This is a genomic window from Pseudomonas sp. DrBHI1 (genome assembly GCF_002205115.1).
In the GTDB taxonomy this organism is placed as follows: Bacteria; Pseudomonadota; Gammaproteobacteria; order Pseudomonadales; family Pseudomonadaceae; genus Aquipseudomonas; species Aquipseudomonas mosselii.
Genome location: NZ_NIBE01000052.1, coordinates 95,968 through 117,298, shown reverse-complemented (window position 1 = coordinate 117,298; position 21,331 = coordinate 95,968). Strand labels below are relative to the sequence as shown.

The 21,331-nt window shown below is 65.5% G+C and carries 14 protein-coding genes; 3 read left to right on the top strand and 11 right to left on the bottom strand.

Annotated elements, in window-relative coordinates:
- Positions 1 to 72: 72 nt before the first annotated feature.
- The 8 genes from gltB to pilM all read right to left on the bottom strand — a co-directional run bounded on the left by gltB (position 73) and on the right by pilM (position 11,848).
- Entirely contained in the window at positions 73 to 4,518 is a 4,446-nt protein-coding gene (gene gltB / locus CC207_RS09855) for a glutamate synthase large subunit (RefSeq protein ID WP_088852017.1), read from the bottom strand.
- Between the two features lie 374 nt (positions 4,519 to 4,892).
- Positions 4,893 to 6,512: an AAA family ATPase gene (locus tag CC207_RS09850; RefSeq protein ID WP_088852016.1), complete on the bottom strand. Its 1,620-nt coding sequence runs from the start codon at positions 6,510 to 6,512 to the stop codon at positions 4,893 to 4,895.
- A 15-nt stretch (positions 6,513 to 6,527) separates the two neighbouring features.
- A complete protein-coding gene (gene aroB, locus CC207_RS09845) occupies positions 6,528 to 7,625 on the bottom strand; it encodes a 3-dehydroquinate synthase (RefSeq protein WP_088852015.1) in 1,098 nt (365 codons plus the stop codon).
- 95 nt (positions 7,626 to 7,720) lie between these two features.
- Positions 7,721 to 8,239 (bottom strand): shikimate kinase AroK, encoded by a 519-nt coding sequence (gene aroK, locus CC207_RS09840; protein ID WP_028689109.1) that lies wholly within the window; start codon positions 8,237 to 8,239, stop codon positions 7,721 to 7,723.
- Between the two features lie 4 nt (positions 8,240 to 8,243).
- Positions 8,244 to 9,449, bottom strand: a complete 1,206-nt coding sequence (locus CC207_RS09835; RefSeq protein WP_088852014.1) for a type IV pilus secretin PilQ — start codon at positions 9,447 to 9,449, stop codon at positions 8,244 to 8,246.
- Positions 9,406 to 10,419: a pilus assembly protein PilP gene (locus tag CC207_RS09830; protein ID WP_088852013.1), complete on the bottom strand. Its 1,014-nt coding sequence runs from the start codon at positions 10,417 to 10,419 to the stop codon at positions 9,406 to 9,408. Before CC207_RS09830 ends, CC207_RS09835 begins: the two co-directional genes overlap by 44 nt.
- Positions 10,416 to 10,955: a PilN domain-containing protein gene (locus tag CC207_RS09825; RefSeq protein ID WP_088852012.1), complete on the bottom strand. Its 540-nt coding sequence runs from the start codon at positions 10,953 to 10,955 to the stop codon at positions 10,416 to 10,418. Before CC207_RS09825 ends, CC207_RS09830 begins: the two co-directional genes overlap by 4 nt.
- Positions 10,952 to 11,848 carry a type IV pilus biogenesis protein PilM gene (gene pilM, locus CC207_RS09820; protein WP_028689112.1) on the bottom strand — a complete coding sequence of 299 codons (897 nt, stop codon included), beginning with the start codon at positions 11,846 to 11,848 and terminating at the stop codon, positions 10,952 to 10,954. The genes CC207_RS09825 and pilM overlap by 4 nt, the downstream gene beginning before the upstream one ends.
- A gap of 169 nt (positions 11,849 to 12,017) precedes the next feature.
- On the opposite strand from pilM, the gene CC207_RS09815 reads away from it, so the two are divergent.
- Positions 12,018 to 14,468, top strand: coding sequence for a penicillin-binding protein 1A (locus tag CC207_RS09815; protein ID WP_371349763.1), 2,451 nt, complete (start codon positions 12,018 to 12,020; stop codon positions 14,466 to 14,468).
- A 95-nt stretch (positions 14,469 to 14,563) separates the two neighbouring features.
- Here CC207_RS09815 and CC207_RS09810 read toward each other — a convergent pair whose 3' ends face one another.
- The 3 genes from CC207_RS09810 to rpmE form a co-directional block, all read right to left on the bottom strand.
- On the bottom strand, positions 14,564 to 15,832 hold the full coding sequence (locus CC207_RS09810; RefSeq protein ID WP_028689114.1) for a malic enzyme-like NAD(P)-binding protein: 1,269 nt from the start codon (positions 15,830 to 15,832) through the stop codon (positions 14,564 to 14,566).
- 179 nt (positions 15,833 to 16,011) lie between these two features.
- Entirely contained in the window at positions 16,012 to 16,833 is an 822-nt protein-coding gene (locus tag CC207_RS09805) for a thermonuclease family protein (protein WP_028689115.1), read from the bottom strand.
- Between the two features lie 2 nt (positions 16,834 to 16,835).
- The gene (gene rpmE / locus CC207_RS09800; RefSeq protein ID WP_011531746.1) at positions 16,836 to 17,051 is read right to left on the bottom strand and encodes a 50S ribosomal protein L31; all 216 of its coding nucleotides are present in this window, start codon (positions 17,049 to 17,051) and stop codon (positions 16,836 to 16,838) included.
- A 169-nt stretch (positions 17,052 to 17,220) separates the two neighbouring features.
- On the opposite strand from rpmE, the gene CC207_RS09795 reads away from it, so the two are divergent.
- Positions 17,221 to 19,440: a primosomal protein N' gene (locus CC207_RS09795; RefSeq protein ID WP_028689116.1), complete on the top strand. Its 2,220-nt coding sequence runs from the start codon at positions 17,221 to 17,223 to the stop codon at positions 19,438 to 19,440.
- Between the two features lie 154 nt (positions 19,441 to 19,594).
- Positions 19,595 to 21,331 carry an arginine--tRNA ligase gene (gene argS, locus CC207_RS09790; protein ID WP_028689117.1) on the top strand — a complete coding sequence of 579 codons (1,737 nt, stop codon included), beginning with the start codon at positions 19,595 to 19,597 and terminating at the stop codon, positions 21,329 to 21,331.

Below are 21,331 nucleotides of genomic sequence, written 5' to 3'. Positions count from 1 at the left end.
AGGCCGCAAGCTGCAAGACAATCACTTGAGCAGGACGGGCCCCGCAAACGGGGCCGTCACTTGCAGCTGTTCTTACTGCGGGTTAGCACGGGTGCTGGACAGCAGTTGCTTGAGGTTGGCCGCCTTCGGCTTGACCAGCCAGAAGCGCCGCACGTAGTCGTCCAGGTTCTCGGAGAGCTCACGCCCCCACTCGCTGCCGGTTTCTTCCACGTACTCGCCCAGGACCCGTGCCAGGTGGCTGCGGTAAGCCTCCATCGCCTCACCACTGATGCGCTGGATTTCCACCAGCTCGTGGTTGAGTTTGTCGACGAAGCTATTGTCCATGTCGAGCACATAGGCGAAGCCGCCCGTCATGCCAGAACCGAAGTTGTAACCGGTCTTGCCCAGGACGCAGACAAAGCCGCCGGTCATGTATTCACAGCAGTGATCGCCGGTGCCCTCGACCACAGCGTGGGCGCCGGAGTTACGCACAGCGAAGCGCTCGCCCGCGGTGCCGGCGGCGAACAGCTTGCCGCCGGTGGCACCGTACAGGCAGGTGTTGCCGACGATGGCGCTGTGCTGGGTTTCGAACGGGCTGCCGGCTGGCGGCACGATGGTCAGTTTGCCACCGGTCATGCCCTTGCCGACGTAGTCGTTGGCGTCGCCTTCCAGGTGCAGGTTCAGGCCACCGGCGTTCCAAACGCCGAAGCTCTGGCCAGCGGTGCCCTTGAAGCGGAAGGTGATCGGCGCCGCGGCCATGCCCTGGTTGCCGTGCAGCCTGGCGATCTCGCCGGAGATGCGCGCACCGATGGAGCGGTCGCAGTTGCAGATGTCGAGGCTGAACTCGCCACCGGCCTGGTCGCGGATCGCCGGCAGGGCCATGGCGACCATCTTCTCGGCCAACTCGCCCTTGTCGAACGGCGGGTTCTTGTCGACTTCGCAGAACTGCGGCTTGTCGGCCGGAATGTGCGAGTTGCCCAGCAGCGGCGACAGGTCGAGGTGATGCTGGCGCTCGGTGTCGCCCGGCAGCACGTCGAGCAGGTCGGTGCGGCCGATCAGCTCACCCAAGCTGCGCACGCCCAGCTTGGCCAGCCACTCGCGGGTCTCTTCGGCGACGAAGGTGAAGAAGTTGATCACCATGTCGACGGTGCCGATGTAGTGATCCTTGCGCAGCTTGTCGTTCTGCGTGGCCACGCCGGTGGCGCAGTTGTTCAGGTGGCAGATGCGCAGGTACTTGCAGCCCAGGGCGATCATCGGCGCGGTGCCGAAGCCGAAGCTCTCGGCGCCGAGGATGGCGGCCTTGATCACGTCCAGGCCGGTTTTCAGGCCGCCGTCGGTCTGCACCCGCACCTTGCCGCGCAGGTCGTTGCCGCGCAGGGTCTGGTGGGTTTCGGCCAGGCCCAGTTCCCATGGCGCGCCAGCGTACTTGATCGAGGTCAGCGGCGAGGCGCCGGTGCCACCGTCGTAGCCGGAGATGGTGATCAGGTCGGCATAGGCCTTGGCCACGCCCGCGGCGATGGTGCCGACGCCGGCCTCTGCCACCAACTTGACCGACACCAGCGCCTGCGGATTGACCTGCTTGAGGTCGTAGATCAGCTGGGCCAGGTCTTCGATCGAGTAGATATCGTGGTGCGGCGGCGGCGAGATCAGGGTCACGCCCGGCACCGCGTAGCGCAGCCGGGCGATCAGGCCGTTGACCTTGCCGCCCGGCAGCTGGCCGCCCTCGCCGGGCTTGGCGCCCTGGGCCACCTTGATCTGCAGCACCTCGGCATTGACCAGGTACTCAGGGGTCACGCCGAAGCGGCCGGTGGCCACCTGCTTGATCTTCGAGCTCTTGATGGTGCCGTAGCGGGCCGGGTCTTCACCGCCCTCGCCGGAATTGGAGCGCGCGCCCAGGCGGTTCATCGCCTCGGCCAAGGCCTCGTGGGCCTCCGGCGACAGCGCGCCCAGGGAGATGCCGGCGGAGTCGAAACGCTTGAGGATGTCCTCCAGCGGCTCGACCTGGTCCAGCGCCAGCGGCTGCTCGGCGACCTTGACCTTGAGCAGGTCGCGGATCATCGACACCGGACGCTGGTCGACCAGCGTGGTGTACTCCTTGAACTTGCCATAGTCGCCCTGCTGCACGGCGGCCTGCAGGGTGTTGACCACATCCGGGTTGTAGGCGTGGTATTCACCGCCGTGGACGAACTTGAGCAGACCACCCTGCTGGATCGGCTTGCGCGCGCTCCAGGCCTCGGCGGCCAGCAGCTTCTGGTCGCTCTCGAGGTCGACGAAACGTGCGCCCTTGATGCGGCTCGACACGCCCTTGAAGCTCAGGCCGACCACTTCCTCGGCCAGGCCCACGGCTTCGAACAGCTGGGCGCCACGGTACGAGGCGATGGTGGAGATACCCATCTTCGACAGGATCTTCAGCAGGCCCTTGGAAATGCCCTTGCGGTAGTACTTGAAGACTTCGTCCAGGTCGCCCAGCACCTCGCCGGTGCGGATCAGGTCGGCCAGCACTTCGTAGGCCAGGTACGGGTAGACGGCCGAGGCGCCGAAGCCCAGCAGCACGGCAAAGTGATGCGGGTCACGGGCGGTAGCGGTCTCGACCAGGATGTTGCTGTCGCAGCGCAGGCCCTGTTCGGTCAAGCGGTGGTGCACCGCGCCAACGGCCAGCGAGGCGTGCACCGGCAGCTTGCCCGGAGCGATGTAGCGGTCGCTCAGCACCAGCTGGGTCTTGCCGCCACGCACGGCCTCCTCGGCCTGGTCGGCGATGTTGCGGATGGCCGCTTCGAGGCCGACGCTCTCTTCATAGTTGAGGTCGATCAGCTGGCGGTCGAAGCCTTCGCGCTCCAGGTTCATCAGCGAACGCCACTTGGCGGGCGAGATGACCGGCGAGCTGAGGATCACCCGCGAGGCGTGCTCGGGGGACTCCTGGAAGATGTTGCGTTCGGCGCCCAGGCAGATTTCCAGGGACATCACGATCGCCTCGCGTAGCGGGTCGATCGGCGGATTGGTCACCTGGGCGAACTGCTGGCGGAAGAAGTCGTACGGCGAGCGCACGCGCTGCGACAGCACGGCCATCGGCGTGTCGTCGCCCATCGAGCCGACCGCTTCCTGGCCTTGCTCGCCGAGCGGACGCAGCACCTGGTCACGCTCCTCGAAGGTGACCTGGAACATCTTCATGTATTGCTTGAGCTGGTCGGCGTCGTAGCTGGCCACGCCCTGGTCGTCGCTCAGCGTCGCCTGGATGCGCGTGGCGTGCTGGCGCAGCCAGCGCTTGTACGGATGGCGCGACTTCAGGCGGTTGTCGATGGCGTCGGTGTCGAGGATCTGCCCGGTCTCGGTGTCCACGGCAAGGATCTGGCCCGGGCCGACACGGCCCTTGGCCAGGACTTCCTCGGGCTGGTAGCCCCATACGCCGATTTCCGAGGCGATGGTGATGTAGCCGTTGGTGGTGGTCACCCAGCGCGCCGGGCGCAGGCCGTTGCGGTCGAGCAGGCACACCGCGTGGCGGCCCTCGGTCATGACGATGCCGGCCGGGCCATCCCACGGCTCCATGTGCATGGAGTTGTATTCGTAGAAGGCGCGCAGGTCGGCGTCCATGGTCTCGACGTTCTGCCAGGCCGGCGGCACCAGCATGCGCACGCCGCGGAACAGGTCGATGCCGCCGGTGACCATCAGCTCGAGCATGTTGTCCATGCTCGAGGAGTCGGAGCCGACGCGGTTGACCAGCGGGCCGAGCTCTTCGAGGTCGGGGATCAGGTCGTTGGCGAACTTGGTGCGACGGGCCATGGCCCAGTTGCGGTTGCCGGTGATGGTGTTGATCTCGCCGTTGTGGGCGAGGAAGCGGAAGGGCTGGGCCAGCGGCCACTTCGGCAGGGTGTTGGTGGAGAAGCGCTGGTGGAACACGCAGATCGCGGTCTGCAGGCGCTCGTCGCCCAGGTCCGGATAGAACGCCGCGAGATCGCGCGGCATCATCAGGCCTTTGTAGATGATGGTCTTGTGCGAGAAGCTGCAGATGTAGTGGTCGGCGTCGTGGGCATTGGCCACGGACGAACGGCGACGGGCACTGAACAGCTTGATGGCGAACTCCTGGTCGCTCAGATCTTCGCCACAGATGAACACCTGCTCGATCTGCGGCAGGCGCTCCAGAGCCAGGCGGCCGAGGACGCTGGTATCGATCGGCACCTTGCGCCAGCCGACCAGCTTGAGGCCGGCGTTGACGATCTCGCGGTCCATGTTGGCGCGGGCGGCCTGGGCTTTGACCGGGTCCTGGTTGAAGAACACCATGCCGACGGCGTACTGCCTGGGCAGCTCGACGGCAAAGTGCTCCTGGGCCACGGCACGCAGGAATTGATCGGGCTTCTGCATGAGCAGACCGCAACCGTCGCCGGTCTTGCCGTCGGCGTTGATGCCGCCGCGGTGGGTCATGCAGGTCAGCGCCTGCATGGCGGTTTGCAGAAGGTGGTGACTCGGCTGCCCCGTCATATGGGCGATCAGGCCGAAACCACAGTTGTCCTTGAATTCTTCGGGATGGTACAGACCTGTTTTCATAGACACTTTCTCACCAGGTTCACCTCTCAACCGGAGGCAAATCTCTTTTTTAACAACCACTTACCATCCACGCCGATCAAACGCCAGCTTTTTTGCGGTGGTCATGGAAAACCATTGTTGCACAGCGACAGCGACGCCCACAAATTTTCATGTCTCACCATTGAAAATTTATGTCGCAATTTTGAATGTTTTTGGGCCATGCACCGTGATAACGGCTTGGCTAGAGTCTGAAGCGTTTCAGCCATGACTGCAACACAGGGCTTGTGGCCGGCAGTCTGGGACAGAAAAGCCTGCCGCGCTCGGGCGCAGCAGGCTGATCGAAAGCTAGAAGTCGCTCAGCAACTGGGCGGCGGGGTGGTGCCGCCCGGAAGGTATCAGCGGGCCGTGGCCAGCTCTTGTTGGACGCTGCCGACGGTACGTGGCCAAGGTTTACCAGCCTGGACCTTGGCTGGCAAGTTCTTGATTGCCGCAGCAGCGGCGTCGCGGCTGGCGAAGTTGCCGTAGGTGACGACAAACAGCGGCTTGCCCTGCAGGTTTTTCTTGAAGTAGCGATAGTCGCCACCCTGCGCCTTGACGAACGACTGGGCCGACGCCTCGGAGCTGGTGCCGAAGATCTGCACCACGTAATTGCCCGGTTTCTGGCCGGCATACCAGCTGCTGTTGCCGGCGCCGCCCATGGCGGTTTTCTCGGCAGGCTTGCTGGCGGGCTTGGCGCTGGCGACCTGGGTTGGGGCCGGGGCGGGCTTGGCGGGTGCAACCGGTTTTACTGGCTGGGTTGCGACAGGCTTCGGCGCAGGCGCAACCGACTGTGCCGGAGCGGTGGTTACCGGTTGGGCAGGAGCTGGTGCCGGGCTGGCGGTGGCACCTTGCGGCGGCGCGATGGTGGTCACGGTCGGCGGCACGGCGGCCGACGGCGCGGCAGGCTGCAAAGCGGTATCACCCGCAGGCCCACCCTCTTCGCCCTCGCCCATGCCGGCGGCCTGGGCCAGGGGCTCGCGCATCACCGGCTGCGACTGGCCGACCAGCGGCAGCGGCATCGGTTGCGAGGAACCGGAGAACTCGATGGCGGGCGCGCCGTTGCTGCCCTGCCCCAGTGGCAATTGAGCCTGGGCGGCCGGCGCCTCGGTCGGGGCCTTGTCGCCCTTCTTGGGCATCAGGACCGCCGCGCCAACGGCGACCACGACCACAGCGGACAACGCGAGCACGTGTTTCTTAGGCATTTTGAACCCCATGGATGGTCGCTTGACCGTGGTACGGCTGGCGATCATGGCTTCGATCAAGGTATCGCGGGCGACCTGGTTGATGTTCCCAGGCCAACCGTCGGAGTTTTCGTGGATGTCGACGATCTGCTCGGCGCTGAACACCTCGATGCCCCGGCCGGCGCCTTCCAGGCGCTGTTCCAGGTACTCGCGAGTCTCTTCCTCGCTGTACGGGGCCAGCTCGATGACATGGAAGCGCTCGCCATCGGCATTGAGCTCTTCCAGCCCGGCAATCAGCGAAGGCTCGCCGAACAGGAACACATGCGGGCGCCCTTCGGCCACGCCTGCCGCCAACTCCAGCAACGCTTGGAGTGCCGACTCGTCGAGTTGTTCCGCATCGTCCACCAGCAGATAGACTTCCTGGCCGGTCAGCGCCAGCTGAACCACCTGCGACAGGATCGCCTGCACCTCCGGCTGCGCCACGTTCAGCGACTGCGCCACCTGGCCCAGCACGCTGGCAGCGTCACTGGCGCCACGGGCGGACACCACCACGCTCTGCACCGACTGCTTGTTGGTACTGGCCACCAGGGCCTGGCGCAGCAGGGTCTTGCCGCTGCCCACCGGGCCGCTGACCACCAGCATCAGCTGGCTGTAGCGCGCCAGGTGATGCAACTGGCCCAGCACCGGCTTGCGCTGGGCGGGGAAGAACTTGAAGCCGGGCACCCGCGGTGCGAACGGATCGTGGCTCAACTGGTAATGGTCGAGGAACGCCTCATCGGCATGCAGACTGGTCATTGCGTTGTCACAACCTCAAAGCTGGGCCACGATCGCGCGGTAATCCGCCGCCAGGGTGGCCTGAAGAATCTCTGTCGAATAGTCGTCGGTGACGACGGCCTCGCCCATCTGGCGCAGCAGCACCAGGCGCAGGCGCCCGTCGAGCACTTTCTTGTCGACCGCCATGTGCTCCATGAAATGCGCCGGGGTCATTTCCTGTGGTGGCACCACCGGCAATCCTGCGTCCTGCAGCAGGCGAATTCCGCGATCGCGCGCCGGCTGGTCGATCCAGCCCAGGCGCATGGACATTTCCAGGGCCATCACCGTGCCCGCCGCCACGGCTTCGCCGTGCAGCCAGACGCCATAGCCCATGTGTGTTTCGATGGCATGGCCGAAGGTGTGGCCAAGGTTGAGCGTGGCACGCACGCCCGATTCGCGCTCGTCGGCACCGACCACGGCGGCCTTGGCCGCGCAGGAGCGGCGGATGGCTTCGGTCAGGGCGGCGGAGTCCAGGGCGCGCAACGCCTGCATATTGTCTTCAAGCCAGGCGAGGAACGGCTTGTCGCAGATCAGGCCGTACTTGATGACTTCGGCCAGGCCTGCGGAGAGCTCGCGCTCGGGCAGGGTCTTCAGGCTGGTGGTGTCGATCAGCACCGCGTTGGGCTGATAGAAAGCGCCGACCATGTTCTTGCCCAACGGGTGGTTGATGCCGGTCTTGCCGCCCACCGAAGAGTCCACCTGGGACAGCAGCGTGGTCGGCACCTGGATGAAGTCGACGCCGCGCTGGTAGCAGGCCGCGGCAAAGCCGGCCATGTCGCCGATCACGCCGCCACCGAGGGCAACCACGGTGGTGCGACGGTCATGGCGGGCGGTGAGCAGGGCGTCGAAGATCAGCTGCAGGGTTTCCCAGTTCTTGTGCGCCTCGCCGTCAGGCAACACCACGGGCAGCACCGAATACGCGCCCAGGGTCTTGCTGAGGCGTTCGAGGTACAGGGGCGCGACGGTCTCGTTGGAGACGATGGCAACCTGCCGCCCGGCAATGTGCGGTGCCAGCAGCTCGGGCTGGTCCAGCAGGCCTTCGCCAATGTAGATCGGGTAGCTACGTTCGCCCAGGTCGACCTTTAGTGTCTGCATGTATCCCCACAATGTGCTTGGACGCGGTGGCGGTTCGGCCCCGCGCGGTGACGTTCAGCCCCGTCTCGGCGTTGGTCGCCGAGGATAGACCCCGCTCAGCGGGGCGGCAACTTCTGCAGGCGCTCGAGGATGTCGAGCACCACCATGCGTGGTGGCCGCTCGTCGGTTTCCACCACCAGGTCGGCGATTTCGCGATACAGCGGGTCGCGCGCCTCCAGCAGGGCGCGCAACGTGGCCTCCGGGTTGGCGGTACGCAACAGCGGTCGGTTGCGGTCACGGGAGGTGCGTCCCACCTGCTGCTCCACCGAGGCGTGCAGGTAGACCACCCGTCCGCCGGCGCGCAGCGCCGCACGGTTGGCGTCGCGCATCACCGCGCCTCCGCCGGTGGCCAGGACCACGCCGTCGAGCGCGCTGAGCTCGGCGATCATCGCCTGCTCGCGGTCACGAAAGCCCGGCTCGCCTTCCTTGTCGAAGATCCACGGGATGTTGGCGCCGGTTCGCAGTTCGATTTCCTTGTCGGAATCCTTGAACAGCAGGCGCAGCTCTTTGGCCAACAGGCGCCCGATGGTGCTTTTACCAGCGCCCATGGGCCCCACAAGTATCAAATTTCGCACAGAATCAACGACTCACAGCAATCGCCTGGTCACTCATGATACGCGGAGTCAGGAAGACCAGCAGCTCGGATTTTTTCTCTTGTAATGCATCGCGTCGAAACAGCCGCCCAACATACGGCAGATCGCCAAAAAATGGCACCTTGTCGACCACTTTGTTCTGCGACGTCGAGTACACGCCACCAATCACAATGGTCTGCCCATCGGTGACCCGCACCTTGGCGTTGACCTCGTTCTTGCGGATCGGCGGCACATCGTTGAGGGCATTGATGAAGTCCGGCTCGTCCTTGGTCACCCGCACCGCCATGATCACCTTGCCGTCCGGCGTGATCTGCGGCGTCACCTCCAGCGACAGGGACGCCTCTCGGAAGGAGACCGAAGTGGCGCCACTGCGGGTGGTTTCCTGGTAGGGCACTTCGGTGCCCTTGAGTATGCGCGCGGTTTCCTTGTCGGCCGTGACCACCTTGGGTTGGGAGATGATCTCGCCATTGCCGCTTTTTTCCATGGCGCTGAGCTCCAGATCGAGCAGGATATCGCTGCGCAGCAGCCCCACTCCCAACGCGGCACCTCCCCGCTCGACGCCAAGATCGACGAAAAGGTCGCTGCCCAGCCGGCGGTCCGAGCCATACAGCGGTCCACCCCAGCGCACGCCCAGGGCCTTTTCGTAATCGACATTGGCCTCGACGATCCGTGCCTCGATCATGACCTGGCGCACCGGCACATCCAGCTGAGTGACCAGCCTGCGCAGTTCGGCGAGCCGCGCGGCAGGCTGGGTGGCTACCAGGGTATTGGTGCGAGCGTCCACACTGAGGCTGCCACGCCCGGCCAGGGCACCGTCGTCCGCCAGGCTCGCCAGCAGCAGCTCCGCCAGCTCGCCGGCCTTGGCATGGAAGACAGGGATCAATTCACGCTGCAGTGGCTCGATGCCCTGGACCTGCCCAGCGAGCTCTGCCACAGGAGCAACCAGCAGCACATTCCCCTCCCGGCGCCTGCCCAAGCCCTTGCTGCGCAGCACCAGATCAAGCGCCTGCTCCCAGGGCACGTCTTCCAGGCGCAGGGTAATCCGTCCCTGCACCGAGTCGCCGACCACCAGGTTGACGCCCGCGTGATCGGCCATGACCTGAAGCACCGAACGCAGCTCGACGTCCTGGAGGTTGAGCGACATCGGCTCACCCTGAAACGTCTCGGCCTGCGTCGCCTGAAGCCCCAACATCGATAGCACGCCGCTCAACCATTGCCTCGGTCCCATCCCTGACCTCTCCCTGTTCATGCGTCCCAAGAACCAGATACCTGGGACGTGCTTGCCAGCGCCCATCGATGTAGATCCGCTCCTGGACCTCCACCCGGTCAACCTCAATGGCCACCACGACACTTCCTTCGAGCCCCAGTCGATCGCCTTCCGCGACCCGGTACAGGCGACCTGCGAAGCGCAGCAATGCCTGTCGCCGCCCCGCCTGGGAGAGGCTGCCGACCATCTCCAACCGTGCCAATGGAACATGCGCCAGCCCACTGTCCTCACTCGGGGGCAACCAAGCCCGGAAAGGGTCGAATGCCGTCTTCGACAAGACCGCCTGGGCCGGCTCGTCCGCCAATGACGCCGGGACCGGCAGCTCTTCCCCAGAGTGGTAGGCATGCAATCGCAACTGGGCGGCGATTTGCCCGATGCCCCCATCCTTCAGGGCCAGCCTGAGCCGGTCCACATTCAACAGACGCAACTGCCGCAGCGATTGCTCCAGCCACAGGCGCAGCGCCGGATACTGTCCCGACACCGCGATTTCCAGCGGTTGCACTCGATACGCTGGCGCCTGCTTTGCCTCCTGCACCTCGACTCGCTCGAATACCAGGCCATGTTCCTGCCCCGATAGCGCCAACTGATCGAGTAGCTCGCTCATGCCCTCTCCCGCGGCCAGCCGCCATCGTGTCGCCTGCAAAAGCGTCCGGGCATGTTCAAGCGCCCGCTGCTCCACACCCAGTTCGACGAGGCGCGCCCTGCGCTGCGCCAGTTCATCCTGTAGCTGGAGCTGTTGCCGGACAGACTCGAAATGCCCCTGAACCGGATCACGCAGACGTACCAGGTAGCCCACACAAGCAACCATGAGCGCGAGCGACAGGCACACCACGGACCTCACCACTCCCGACCGACCTGCCAGCGCCTGCCAGTCAAGGAGCCACAGGCGGGTCACGACTCGCCCGCCAGCAATCGCGCCGCCAGCAGGAACGCGTCACCCTCGTCATGACGCCTGAGCTGAACGAGCTCGAGGTCCCGCACCACGCCAACGTGCTCCAGGTCGCGCATGAACTGGGCGACCACCGTCGCAGAGGCAGCCAGACCGCCCAGGCGCAAGCGTCCCGCCTCGACATCCACCTCCGTCAAGCGAGCACCTTCTGGCAGAGCCTGCTCAAGGGCGAGGAACAAATCAGGCATCTGCGACCGCCCTGTGCCGAGTGCAGACAACGCGGCATGCTCGGCCTGTAACGCCTCCCGCCTGCCGCGCAGTTGATCGACCTGCCTCAGCGAGATTTCGAGCCGCTCGAGCTCCGCCTGATGCGAGACGACTATCAGTGCTTGTCGGGCCAGGCGCGACCGCGCCATCTGATCGAGCCATGTGACCGCGCCCAGGGCCACCACCAGGGTGACTACGAGCCTGATCTGAAATTGCCGCACAGCCCTGGCCCTGCGGTGCTCGCGCCAGGGCATCAAGTTCAGTCTCACCCTCATGCCCGGCCTCCCATGGCCAAGCCGCAGGCCAGGACCATCGAAGCTGCACAAAGGCCATCATGCTCCCGGAGACCTGCCAGCGGGAGCGGGCAACCCACCTGGCATTTCACATCCAGGCGTTCTCGCAAATGCGCCGCCCGGGCTTCATCGGCAGCGGAGCCGAACAGGACAACGTCAGCGATGGGCGCCTGCTCATCCAACCGCCAGAGGCTATCGACAGCGACATCCCAGTGCGCCGGCGAGCCCAGGGCGAGCCGCTGGCGCTGCGCAATGGGGTCGCCGTGCCAGCGGTGCATGACCACTTCGCCCGGCTCCAACTGCAGCAGCACAGCTGAGCGAGCCTGCGCCTCAGACAGCAACGCTCGCCGTAGCGCGAAGCTGTCCACCTCCACGGCTTCAAGTTGCAATCCGGCCTTGGCAAACACCCGCTCCCACGGATCGAGCTGGCTTTGCCGGCAGGCCACCACCAGCACTTCGAATTGCCCGGGATCATCGGCGCATGCACCCTGCACCCAGTAGTCAAGGGCCAGATCCTCAAGCGGGAAGGGAAACAACTGCTCGGCCTGAGCCAACACGGCCGCCTCGATACCAAGGTCGGCCAGCCCGGCAGGCAACCGGCAACGCTTGCAGATGACCTGAGAGGCGGGCAATGCCAGGGCGACGCGCAACTGCCTGGTTCGACATTGAACATGGGCCCGCCGCAACCCCATCACCAACCCCTGCGCCTCGTCGGATGCCACCCAGCCAGGCGTCGCCGGCTCGAAGCGCTCCTGCGCCCACCCCTGCACACGCCAACCGCCGCGCTGGCGATGCAGGTGCAGCATTCTTATGGAACCGGAGGCAATTTCCACCCCCAGCAGTGAACCGGCGTCCCTGCCAAAGCATCCAAGCATGGCTGTTCCTTTCTGGTCATCGGCAGCCCGCGCCGTAGTGGCGCGAGCGGTCGTCCTACGCCCCGGGCGGTCACCCGGTGGGACGAAAAATGCTTATAATGGCCAGCGTTTTCCTGTCCGCCGGCCCCGCGCGCAATCCACTCCTCAACCTGGACACCCAAAAGCCTTGATACGTCTGCTGAAGTTCTTCTGGTGGTCTCTCGTCGCCGTCATCTGCGCGCTCGTGCTCGGTGTGAGCGGTGCGTTTCTGTATCTTAGCCCCAGCCTGCCCTCGGTCGAATCGCTCAGAAGCGTCCAGTTGCAAATCCCCCTGAGGGTGTACAGTAGCGACGGCAAGCTGATTGCCGAGTTCGGCGAGATGCGGCGCTCGCCGATCAAGTTCCAGGAAATTCCCCCACAGTTCATCCAGGCGCTTCTGTCCGCCGAAGACGACAATTTCCTCAACCACTACGGGGTAGATCCCAGCAGCCTGATGCGCGCGGCATCGCAGTTGCTCAAGTCCGGGCATATCCAGACCGGCGGCAGCACCATCACCATGCAGGTGGCGAAGAACTTCTTCCTCACCAGCGAGCGCAGCTTCTCGCGCAAGACCAACGAGATCCTGCTGGCCCTGCAGATCGAGCGCGAGCTGACCAAGGACGAGATCCTCGAGCTCTACGTCAACAAGATCTACCTGGGCAACCGCGCCTACGGCATCGATGCCGCGGCGCAGGTGTACTACGGCAAGTCGATTCGCGACGTAAGCCTGGCGCAGATGGCGATGATCGCCGGCCTGCCCAAGGCGCCCTCGCGCTTCAACCCCCTGGCCAACCCGGTACGCGCCAAGGAGCGCCGTGACTGGATCCTCGGACGCATGTACAAGCTCGGCAAGATCGACGAAGCCAGCTACCAGGCGGCCCTGGCCGAACCGCTGAACGCCAGCTACCACGTGCCGACTCCGGAAGTGAACGCCCCCTATGTCGCCGAGATGGCCCGCGCCGAGATGGTCGGCCGCTACGGCAGCGACGCCTACACCGAAGGTTTCCGCGTCACCACCACGGTGCCGAGCGACATGCAGCAGATGGCCAACAGCGCGGTGCTCAACGGCCTCAGCGAGTATGACGAACGCCACGGTTACCGCGGCCCCGAGGCACGCTTCCCGGGCAAGACCCGTGCGGCCTGGCTGCAGGAACTGGGCAAGCAGCGCACCCTCGGCGGCCTGGAGCCGGCCATCGTCACCCAGGTCGAGAAGACGGGCCTGAAGGTGATGACCCGCAGCGGGCTGGAAGAGAATGTGGCCTGGGATACCATGAAGTGGGCCCGCCCATACCTCAGCAGCAACTCGCAGGGACGTTCGCCACAATCGCCCGGCGACGTCGCCCAGGTCGGCGACCTGGTCCGCCTGCAGCGCCTGGAGGACGGCAAGCTCAAGTTCAGCCAGGTACCCGGGGCCCAGAGCGCCCTGGTCACCCTCGACCCTTACAACGGCGCCATCCGCGCCCTGGTCGGCGGATTCTCCTTCGAGCAGAGCAACTACAACCGCGCCATGCAGGCCAAGCGCCAGCCGGGCTCGAGCTTCAAGCCCTTTGTCTACAGCGCCGCGCTGGACAACGGCTACACCGCCGCCAGCCTGGTCAACGACGCGCCGATCGTGTTCGTCGATGAGTACCTGGACAAGGTCTGGCGCCCGAAGAACGACACCAATACCTTCCTTGGCCCGATCCGCATGCGCGAGGCGCTGTACAAGTCGCGCAACCTGGTTTCGATCCGCCTGCTGCAGGCCATGGGCGTGGACCGCACCATCGACTACATCGCCAAGTTCGGCTTCAACAAGCAGGACCTGCCGCGCAACCTGTCGCTGGCACTGGGCACCGCGACCCTGACGCCGATGGAGATCGCCACCGGCTGGAGCACCTTCGCCAACGGCGGCTACAAGATCAGCCCCTACCTGATCGAGCGCGTCGAAAGCCGCAACGGCGAAACCCTGTTCACCGCCAACCCGGCACGAGTGCCCCAGGGCAGCCAGGACCAGGCCGGCCTCGCCGCCCCCGAGCAGGCGATCAGTGTCGCGCCGATGCCGGGCGAAGCACCGTCGGCCCTCGGCCAGACCGCCCCGGCGCCGCAGGTACCCGCCGTGGCCGAGCAGATCATCGACGGGCGCACCTCGTACATTCTCACCAGCATGCTGCAGGATGTGATCAAGCGCGGCACCGGCCGCCGCGCCCTGGCCCTCGGCCGCACGGACCTGGCAGGCAAGACCGGTACCACCAACGAGTCCAAGGATGCCTGGTTCTCCGGCTACAACGCCGACTACGTCACCACCGTCTGGGTAGGCTTCGACCAGCCGGAAACCCTGGGCAGACGCGAGTACGGCGGCACCGTGGCGTTGCCGATCTGGATGAGCTTCATGGGCGCGGCGCTCAAGGGCAAGCCTGAGCACGCACCGGCCGAGCCGGAAGGCATTCTCAGCCTGCGTGTCGACCCGGTCAGCGGCCGCGCCGCCACACCAGGCACACCGAATGCCTACTTCGAGCTGTTCAAGGCCGAGGACTCGCCACCTTCGGTAGACGAGCTGGGCAATGGCGCCGTCCCCGGCAGCCCGCTGCCGGCGGATGAAGCGGCGCCGATGGATCTGTTCTGACCACAGCGCGGGACAGCTGCGCGATGCTTTGACAGCGGCAAGCAAAAAGCCCCGACTCTCACGAGCCGGGGCTTTTTCATGACGCTACGACCGGATCAGCCGTTGAACACGTCATCCACGCTTTTCAGCGGGTAGTGCTTCGGATACGGCAGGGTGGCCACGCCGGATTCGATGGCGGCCTTGGCCACGGCATCGGAAACCACGGTGATCAGACGGGCATCCAGCGGCTTCGGAATGATGTATTCGCGGCCGAATTCCAGGGCCTGTACGCCGTAGGCTTCGCAGACTTCCTTCGGCACTGGCTGCTTGGCCAGGTCCTTCAGGGCGATGGCGGCGGCGATCTTCATTTCTTCGTTGATGCGCTTGGCGCGAACGTCCAGGGCACCGCGGAAGATGAATGGGAAGCCCAGTACGTTGTTGACCTGGTTCGGGTAGTCGGAACGACCGGTGGCCATGATCACGTCGCTGCGGGTGGCGTGAGCCAGCTCCGGAGCGATTTCCGGATCCGGGTTCGAGCAGGCGAACACGATCGGGTTGGCGGCCATCGACTTCAGGCCCTCCGGGCTCAGCAGGTTCGGACCGGACAGGCCGACGAACACATCGGCGCCGTTCAGTGCATCAGCCAGGGTGCGCTTGTCGGTGGCGTGGGCGAACTGGGCCTTGTACTGGTTCAGGTCGTCGCGGCCGGCGTGGATCACGCCGCTGCGGTCGATCATGAAGATGTTCTCGACCTTGGCGCCCATGCTTACCAGCAGCTTCATGCAGGAGATGGCGGCGGCACCGGCGCCCAGGCAGACGATCTTCGCCTCCTCGAGCTTCTTGCCGGCGATTTCCAGGGCGTTGATCATTCCGGCGGCGGTAACGATGGCGGTACCGTGCTGGTCATCGTGGAAGACGGGAATGTCGCACTGTTCGATCAGGGTGCGCTCGATCTCGAAGCACTCAGGTGCCTTGATGTCTTCCAGGTTGATGCCGCCGAAGGTGATGGAGATGCGGCGAACGGTGTCGATGAAGGCCTGCGGGCTCTCCGACTCGACTTCGATATCGAACACGTCGATACCGGCGAAACGCTTGAACAGAACACCCTTGCCTTCCATTACCGGCTTGGAGGCCAGCGGGCCGAGGTCGCCCAGACCGAGGATGGCGGTGCCATCGGAGATCACCGCAACCAGGTTGCCCTTGCCGGTGTACTTGTAGGCCAGCTCCGGATCACGGCCGATCTCGCGCACAGGCTCGGCGACGCCAGGGCTGTAGGCCAGGGCGAGGTCACGGGCGGTGGCGGTGGGCTTGGAGAGCTCGACGCTCAGCTTCCCCGGACGGGGCTGGGCGTGGTATTCGAGAGCGGCGGTTTTCAGGTCTGACATGATGGGCATTCCGCTGTTTACTGTTCTGACGGACCGCCGAGGATACGCAAAGAGCCGGGGGGCGACAAGACTGCCCGGTCACTATGTGTCAAGGCCTTTGGCCTACGACTTTACGCTATAACCCACGGGGCTTACGGGACCCAGTGTGTACAATCCAATAGCAAAATGTCTACAACTATTTACCCTGGAACAGCCGCCAACATGCTCGGATCGGTCAATGGCAACAGCCAGCGTCGCTGCCCGGGCTTGAGCCCTCCCTTGCGGGATCGGTCCAACACCCAGCCACGCGCCTCGACCTGGCGTCCCTTGAGGTTAGCGAAGAAGCTGGCGGGGAAGCGCTGCTGCAGACGAGCGGGGACCTGCAGCACCACGGCATCGTCGAGCTCCAGCCAGATACCGCCACGGTTGCGCTCGATACCCTTGATCTTGCCGCCGATCACGGCAAAACCGGACTGCCTGACTTCCCTCGCACGCACTACCGGCGACTGGCGCCACAGCCCGGCTCCGGCGTTGCGCGCCTGCTGCTCGGCTTGTTGCTGGCAGCCCGACAAGGCCACGTTGGGGGCAATGGCGACCCGGTAGCCGAGGCCCTCGCTGAGCAATTGTGCTTCGAGATTGTCGCCAGTACGGCTATAGATGTGCGCCAGGGTTCGACCGTACTTGTCCTTGGGTTCCACGCCTGGAACCAGGCCGACGCGACCATTGCTGGCCTCGACCAGCGCCTGCAGGCGCCGTTTCGCAGCCTCGGCGTAGGGCTCGCTGGTGCGGCCCTTGCGGCCGATCTCGGGCGCATTGATGCCGATCAGCCGCACGTTGCGGCCATCATCCAGGCGCAAGGTGTCGCCGTCGACTACCTGGCGCACCGTCACCTGCTGCGGCTGCTCGGGCAACGGACAGAAGGCCAGGGCCGGAAAATGCCAGATCGCGCCCACAAAAAAGGCGCCCGCAAGGGGCGCCTTCTTTTGCAGCAACGCGAACCTCGAGAGATTCGCCATGCGCATGATTACTTCTTGGTACCGAACATACCGAAGCGATCGGCGAACTTCTGTACGCGACCACCGGTGTCCAGGACTTTCTGCTTACCGGTGTAGAACGGGTGGCACAGGTTGCAAACGTCGATCGCCAGGACGCTGCCCAGGGTCGAACGGGTTTCAAACTTGTTGCCGCAGCTGCAGGTGACTGCAACTACTTCGTAGTTCGGATGAATATCTGCTTTCATGGTCACTTCCTCGAGCTGCGTGCCGCCACCCAACACCTATTGTTGAATACCGCACGTAATTAGGCGGCGAATAATACCAGAGCGCGGCCGCAGCGCAAGTTGTCGCTTGCACCGACCGTCGTCTGCTAGGCTCGCCTGATTTGTGAAACGCCCTCCAGAGACCTTCCGCGTGTCCGACGTCATCCTGCGCCTTGCCCTGCCCTCGCCCCTGCGTCGCCTGTTCGACTACCGGGCGCCCGCGAGCATGGCGCGCCAGGCACTGACGCCCGGCATGCGCATCCGCGTGCCATTCGGCCGCCGCGAGATGATCGGCGTGCTGGTGGAGATCGCCACGCACAGCGAAGTCCCCGCCGACAAGCTCAAGCCGGCCAGCGCCCTGCTCGACCCGGTTTCGCCCGTGCCACCCGCACTGTTCAAGCTGTGCCTGTGGACGGCGCAGTACTACCAGCACAGCCTGGGCGACACCTTGAGCTGGGCCCTGCCGACCCTGCTGCGCCAAGGCGAGCCGGCCGAGGCGCGCCAGGAGCGTTTCTGGCACGTCGCCCCCGGGGCACGCCTGGAGGATCCGCGCATCGCCCGCGCCCCGCGCCAGCGCGATGCCCTCAAGACCCTGTCGCAGCACCCCCACGGCGTAGCCCACAGCCTGTTGAGCAAGCTGGGCCTGAACAAGGACAGCCTCGACCTGCTGCTGGCCAAGGAGCTGGTGAGCGTCGAAGTCCGCCGCCACCTGCCCGCCGCGCGCCACGAGCACTGGCTGGCCCAACCGGAGCTGCCGCTCAACGAGGAGCAGCGCGCGGCGTTCGAGGCGGTGCGCGCGGGCTTCGGCGCCTTCCACGCCTACCTGCTGGCCGGGGTCACCGGCAGCGGCAAGACCGAGGTGTACCTGCAGCTTATTCGCGAAACCCTCGAAGCCGGCAAGCAGGCGCTGATCCTGATCCCCGAGATCAACCTCGGCCCGCAGACCCTGCAACGCTTCGAGCAGCGCTTCAACGCCCGCATCGCCCTGCTGCACTCGGCGGTGGGCGACCGCGAACGCCTGGACGCCTGGCTGGCGGCCCGCGATGGTGACGCCGACATCATCATCGGCACCCGCTCGGCGCTGTTCACGCCGATGAAGAACCCGGGCCTGATCATCATCGACGAGGAACACGACGGTTCCTATAAACAGCAGGAAGGCCTGCGCTATCACGCCCGCGACCTGGCCGTGGTCCGCGCCCACCAGGAGAACATCCCGATCCTGCTGGGCTCGGCCACGCCGTCGCTGGAAAGCCTGCACAACGCCCACAGCGGCCGCTACGGCCTGCTGCGCATGAACCAGCGCGCCGGTGGCGCCAAGGCACCACGTTTCCTGCGCCTGGACGTACGCAGCCTGCCATTGGACAGCGGCATCAGCGGCCCGCTGCAACAGGCCATCCGCCAGACCCTGGAGGCTGGCCAGCAGGTGCTGGTGTTCCTCAACCGCCGCGGTTTCGCCCCGACGCTGCTGTGCCACGACTGCGGCTGGCTCTCCGAGTGCCCGCGCTGCGATGCGCGCATGACCGTGCACCAGCGTTCCGCCGTGCTGCGCTGCCACCACTGCGGCTATGACGAACGCCTGCCGTTGCAGTGCCCGCAGTGCGCCCACGTCGACTTGCGTCCGGTGGGGGCCGGCACCGAGCGCGCCGAAGAGCGGCTCAAGGTGCTGTTCCCCGACTACCCGACCCTGCGCGTGGACCGCGACAGCACCTCGCGCAAGGACGCCATGCACAACCTGTTCGCCACCATCCAGCGCGGTCAACCGAGCATCCTGGTCGGCACCCAGATGCTGGCCAAGGGGCACCACTTCCCCCGCGTCACCCTGGTGGCGATTCTTGATGCCGATGGCGGGCTGTTCTCCGGCGACTTCCGCGCCAGCGAGCGCATGGCCCAGCTGATCGTCCAGGTTGCCGGTCGCGCCGGACGCGCCGAAGAGCCGGGCAAGGTCATCGTGCAGACCCACCTGGCCGACCATCCGCTGCTGGTGCAACTGACCGAGCAGGGCTACTTCGCTTTCGCCGAGCAGGCCCTGAGCGAACGTCGCGCCGCCGGTCTGCCGCCGTTCGCCCACCTGGCCCTGCTGCGTGCGGATGCGCACAAGCCGGGCCAGGCCGAGGGCTTCCTCGACGAAGCCTGCGCCGCCGCCGAGCGGGTCATGGCCGAACAAGGCCTGCATGGCATCGAGCTGCTCGGCCCGGTCCCGGCGCCCATGGAACGACGGGCGGGCCGCTTCCGCGCGCAACTATTGCTCCAGGCCAATGCCCGGGCTCAGCTGCATCGACTGATCAGTGCCTGGTTGCTAGTGTTGGAGCAAATGCCATCGGGGCGGCAGGTGCGCTGGTCGCTGGATGTGGATCCGGTGGACCTGTACTGACTGCTTCAAGGTTACCGTGGGAGCTGGCTTGCCCCGCTATGACAGTGGCCTGGCCCCAAAAGGTTGGCAACCCGTCCCCGGCAACGGATAATGCCCAGTTTTTCCACCTGCGCATCGAAGCGCTCACCGCGCTTGCGGTCGAAAAGAGAATCCCATGAAAGACACCATTCGCCAGCTGATCCAGCAAGCCCTCACCCAACTCGTCACCGACGGTGTGCTGCCTGAAGGGCTGACGCCGGCGATCCAGGTGGAAAACGCCCGGGACAAGACCCACGGCGACTTCGCCAGCAACATCGCCATGATGCTGGCCAAGCCGGCCGGCATGAAGCCGCGCGACCTGGCCGAAAAACTCATCGCCAGGCTGCCGGCCAGCCCCGACATCACCAAGGTCGAGATCGCCGGCCCCGGTTTCCTGAACTTCTTCCAGAACACCGACGCCCTGGCCAGCCGCCTCGACGCCGCCCTGGCCGACGAGCACCTGGGCGTGCGCAAGGCCGGCCCGGCCGAGAAGGTGGTGATCGACATGTCGGCGCCGAACCTGGCCAAGGAAATGCACGTCGGCCACCTGCGCTCGACCATCATCGGCGACAGCGTCGCGCGCGTGCTGGAATTCCTCGGCGATGACGTCATCCGCCAGAACCACGTGGGCGACTGGGGCACCCAGTTCGGCATGCTGCTGGCCTACCTGGAAGAAAACCCGATCACCAGCGACGAGCTGTCGGACCTGGAGAACTTCTACCGCGCCGCCAAGAAGCGCTTCGACGAGTCCGAGGCGTTCGCCACCCGCGCCCGCGGCCTGGTGGTCAAGCTGCAGGCCGGCGACCCTGAGTGCATGGCCCTGTGGACGCGCTTCAAGGACATCTCGCTGTCGCACTGCCAGAAGACCTACGAGCTGCTCAACGTCAAGCTGACCATGGCCGACGTCATGGGCGAGAGCGCCTACAACGCCGACCTGGCCAACGTGGTCGCCGACCTCAAGGCCAAGGGCCTGCTGGTCGAGGACCAGGGCGCCCAGTGCGTGTTCCTCGAGGAGTTCAAGAACGCCGAGGGCGAGCCGCTGCCGGTGATCGTGCAGAAGGCCGACGGCGGCTACCTGTACGCCACCACCGACCTGGCCGCCGTGCGCTACCGCAGCAACACGCTGAACGCCGACCGCGCCCTGTACTTCGTCGACCAGCGCCAGGCCCTGCACTTCAACCAGGTGTTCGAAGTGGCTCGCCGCGCCGGTTTCGTCGGCCACCCGATGAAGATGGAGCACATGGGCTTCGGCACCATGAACGGCGCCGATGGCCGCCCGTTCAAGACCCGTGATGGCGGCACCGTCAAGCTGATCGACCTGCTCACCGAGGCCAAGGACCGCGCCTACGCGCTGGTCAAGGAGAAGAATCCTTCGCTGGCCGAGGACGAACTGCGCCACATCGGCGAGGTGGTCGGCATCGGCGCGGTCAAGTACGCCGACCTGTCCAAGCACCGCACCAGCGACTACAGCTTCAACTTCGAGCTGATGCTCAACTTCGAAGGCAACACCGCGCCGTACCTGCTGTACGCCTACACCCGCGTGGCTGGCGTGTTCCGCAAGCTCGGCAAGGGCTTCGATGAAGTCGACGGCAGCATCGTCCTGCAGGCCGCGCACGAGCAGGACCTGGCCGCGCGCCTGGCGCAGTTCGGCGAGATCCTGAACAGCGTCGCCGAAAAAGGCACGCCGCACGTGCTGTGCAGCTACCTGTACGACCTCGCCGGCCTGTTCTCCAGCTTCTACGAGAACTGCCCGATCCTTTCCGCCGAAACCGCCGAACAGCAGCAGAGCCGCCTGCGCCTGGCTGCCCTGACCGGCCGCACCCTCAAGCAGGGCCTGGAACTGCTCGGCCTGGAAACCCTGGAGCGCATGTAA

Coding starts and splice junctions, on each gene's coding strand:
- CC207_RS09850 (WP_088852016.1), bottom strand. CDS start 6,512: ATGACCAGTCTGCATGCCGATGAGGCGTTCCTCGACCATTACCAGTTG.
- CC207_RS09825 (WP_088852012.1), bottom strand. CDS start 10,955: ATGAGGGTGAGACTGAACTTGATGCCCTGGCGCGAGCACCGCAGGGCC.
- argS (WP_028689117.1), top strand. CDS start 19,595: ATGAAAGACACCATTCGCCAGCTGATCCAGCAAGCCCTCACCCAACTC.
- aroB (WP_088852015.1), bottom strand. CDS start 7,625: ATGCAGACACTAAAGGTCGACCTGGGCGAACGTAGCTACCCGATCTAC.
- CC207_RS09810 (WP_028689114.1), bottom strand. CDS start 15,832: ATGTCAGACCTGAAAACCGCCGCTCTCGAATACCACGCCCAGCCCCGT.
- pilM (WP_028689112.1), bottom strand. CDS start 11,848: ATGCTTGGATGCTTTGGCAGGGACGCCGGTTCACTGCTGGGGGTGGAA.
- gltB (WP_088852017.1), bottom strand. CDS start 4,518: ATGAAAACAGGTCTGTACCATCCCGAAGAATTCAAGGACAACTGTGGT.
- rpmE (WP_011531746.1), bottom strand. CDS start 17,051: ATGAAAGCAGATATTCATCCGAACTACGAAGTAGTTGCAGTCACCTGC.
- CC207_RS09805 (WP_028689115.1), bottom strand. CDS start 16,833: ATGCGCATGGCGAATCTCTCGAGGTTCGCGTTGCTGCAAAAGAAGGCG.
- CC207_RS09835 (WP_088852014.1), bottom strand. CDS start 9,449: ATGTTGGGGCTTCAGGCGACGCAGGCCGAGACGTTTCAGGGTGAGCCG.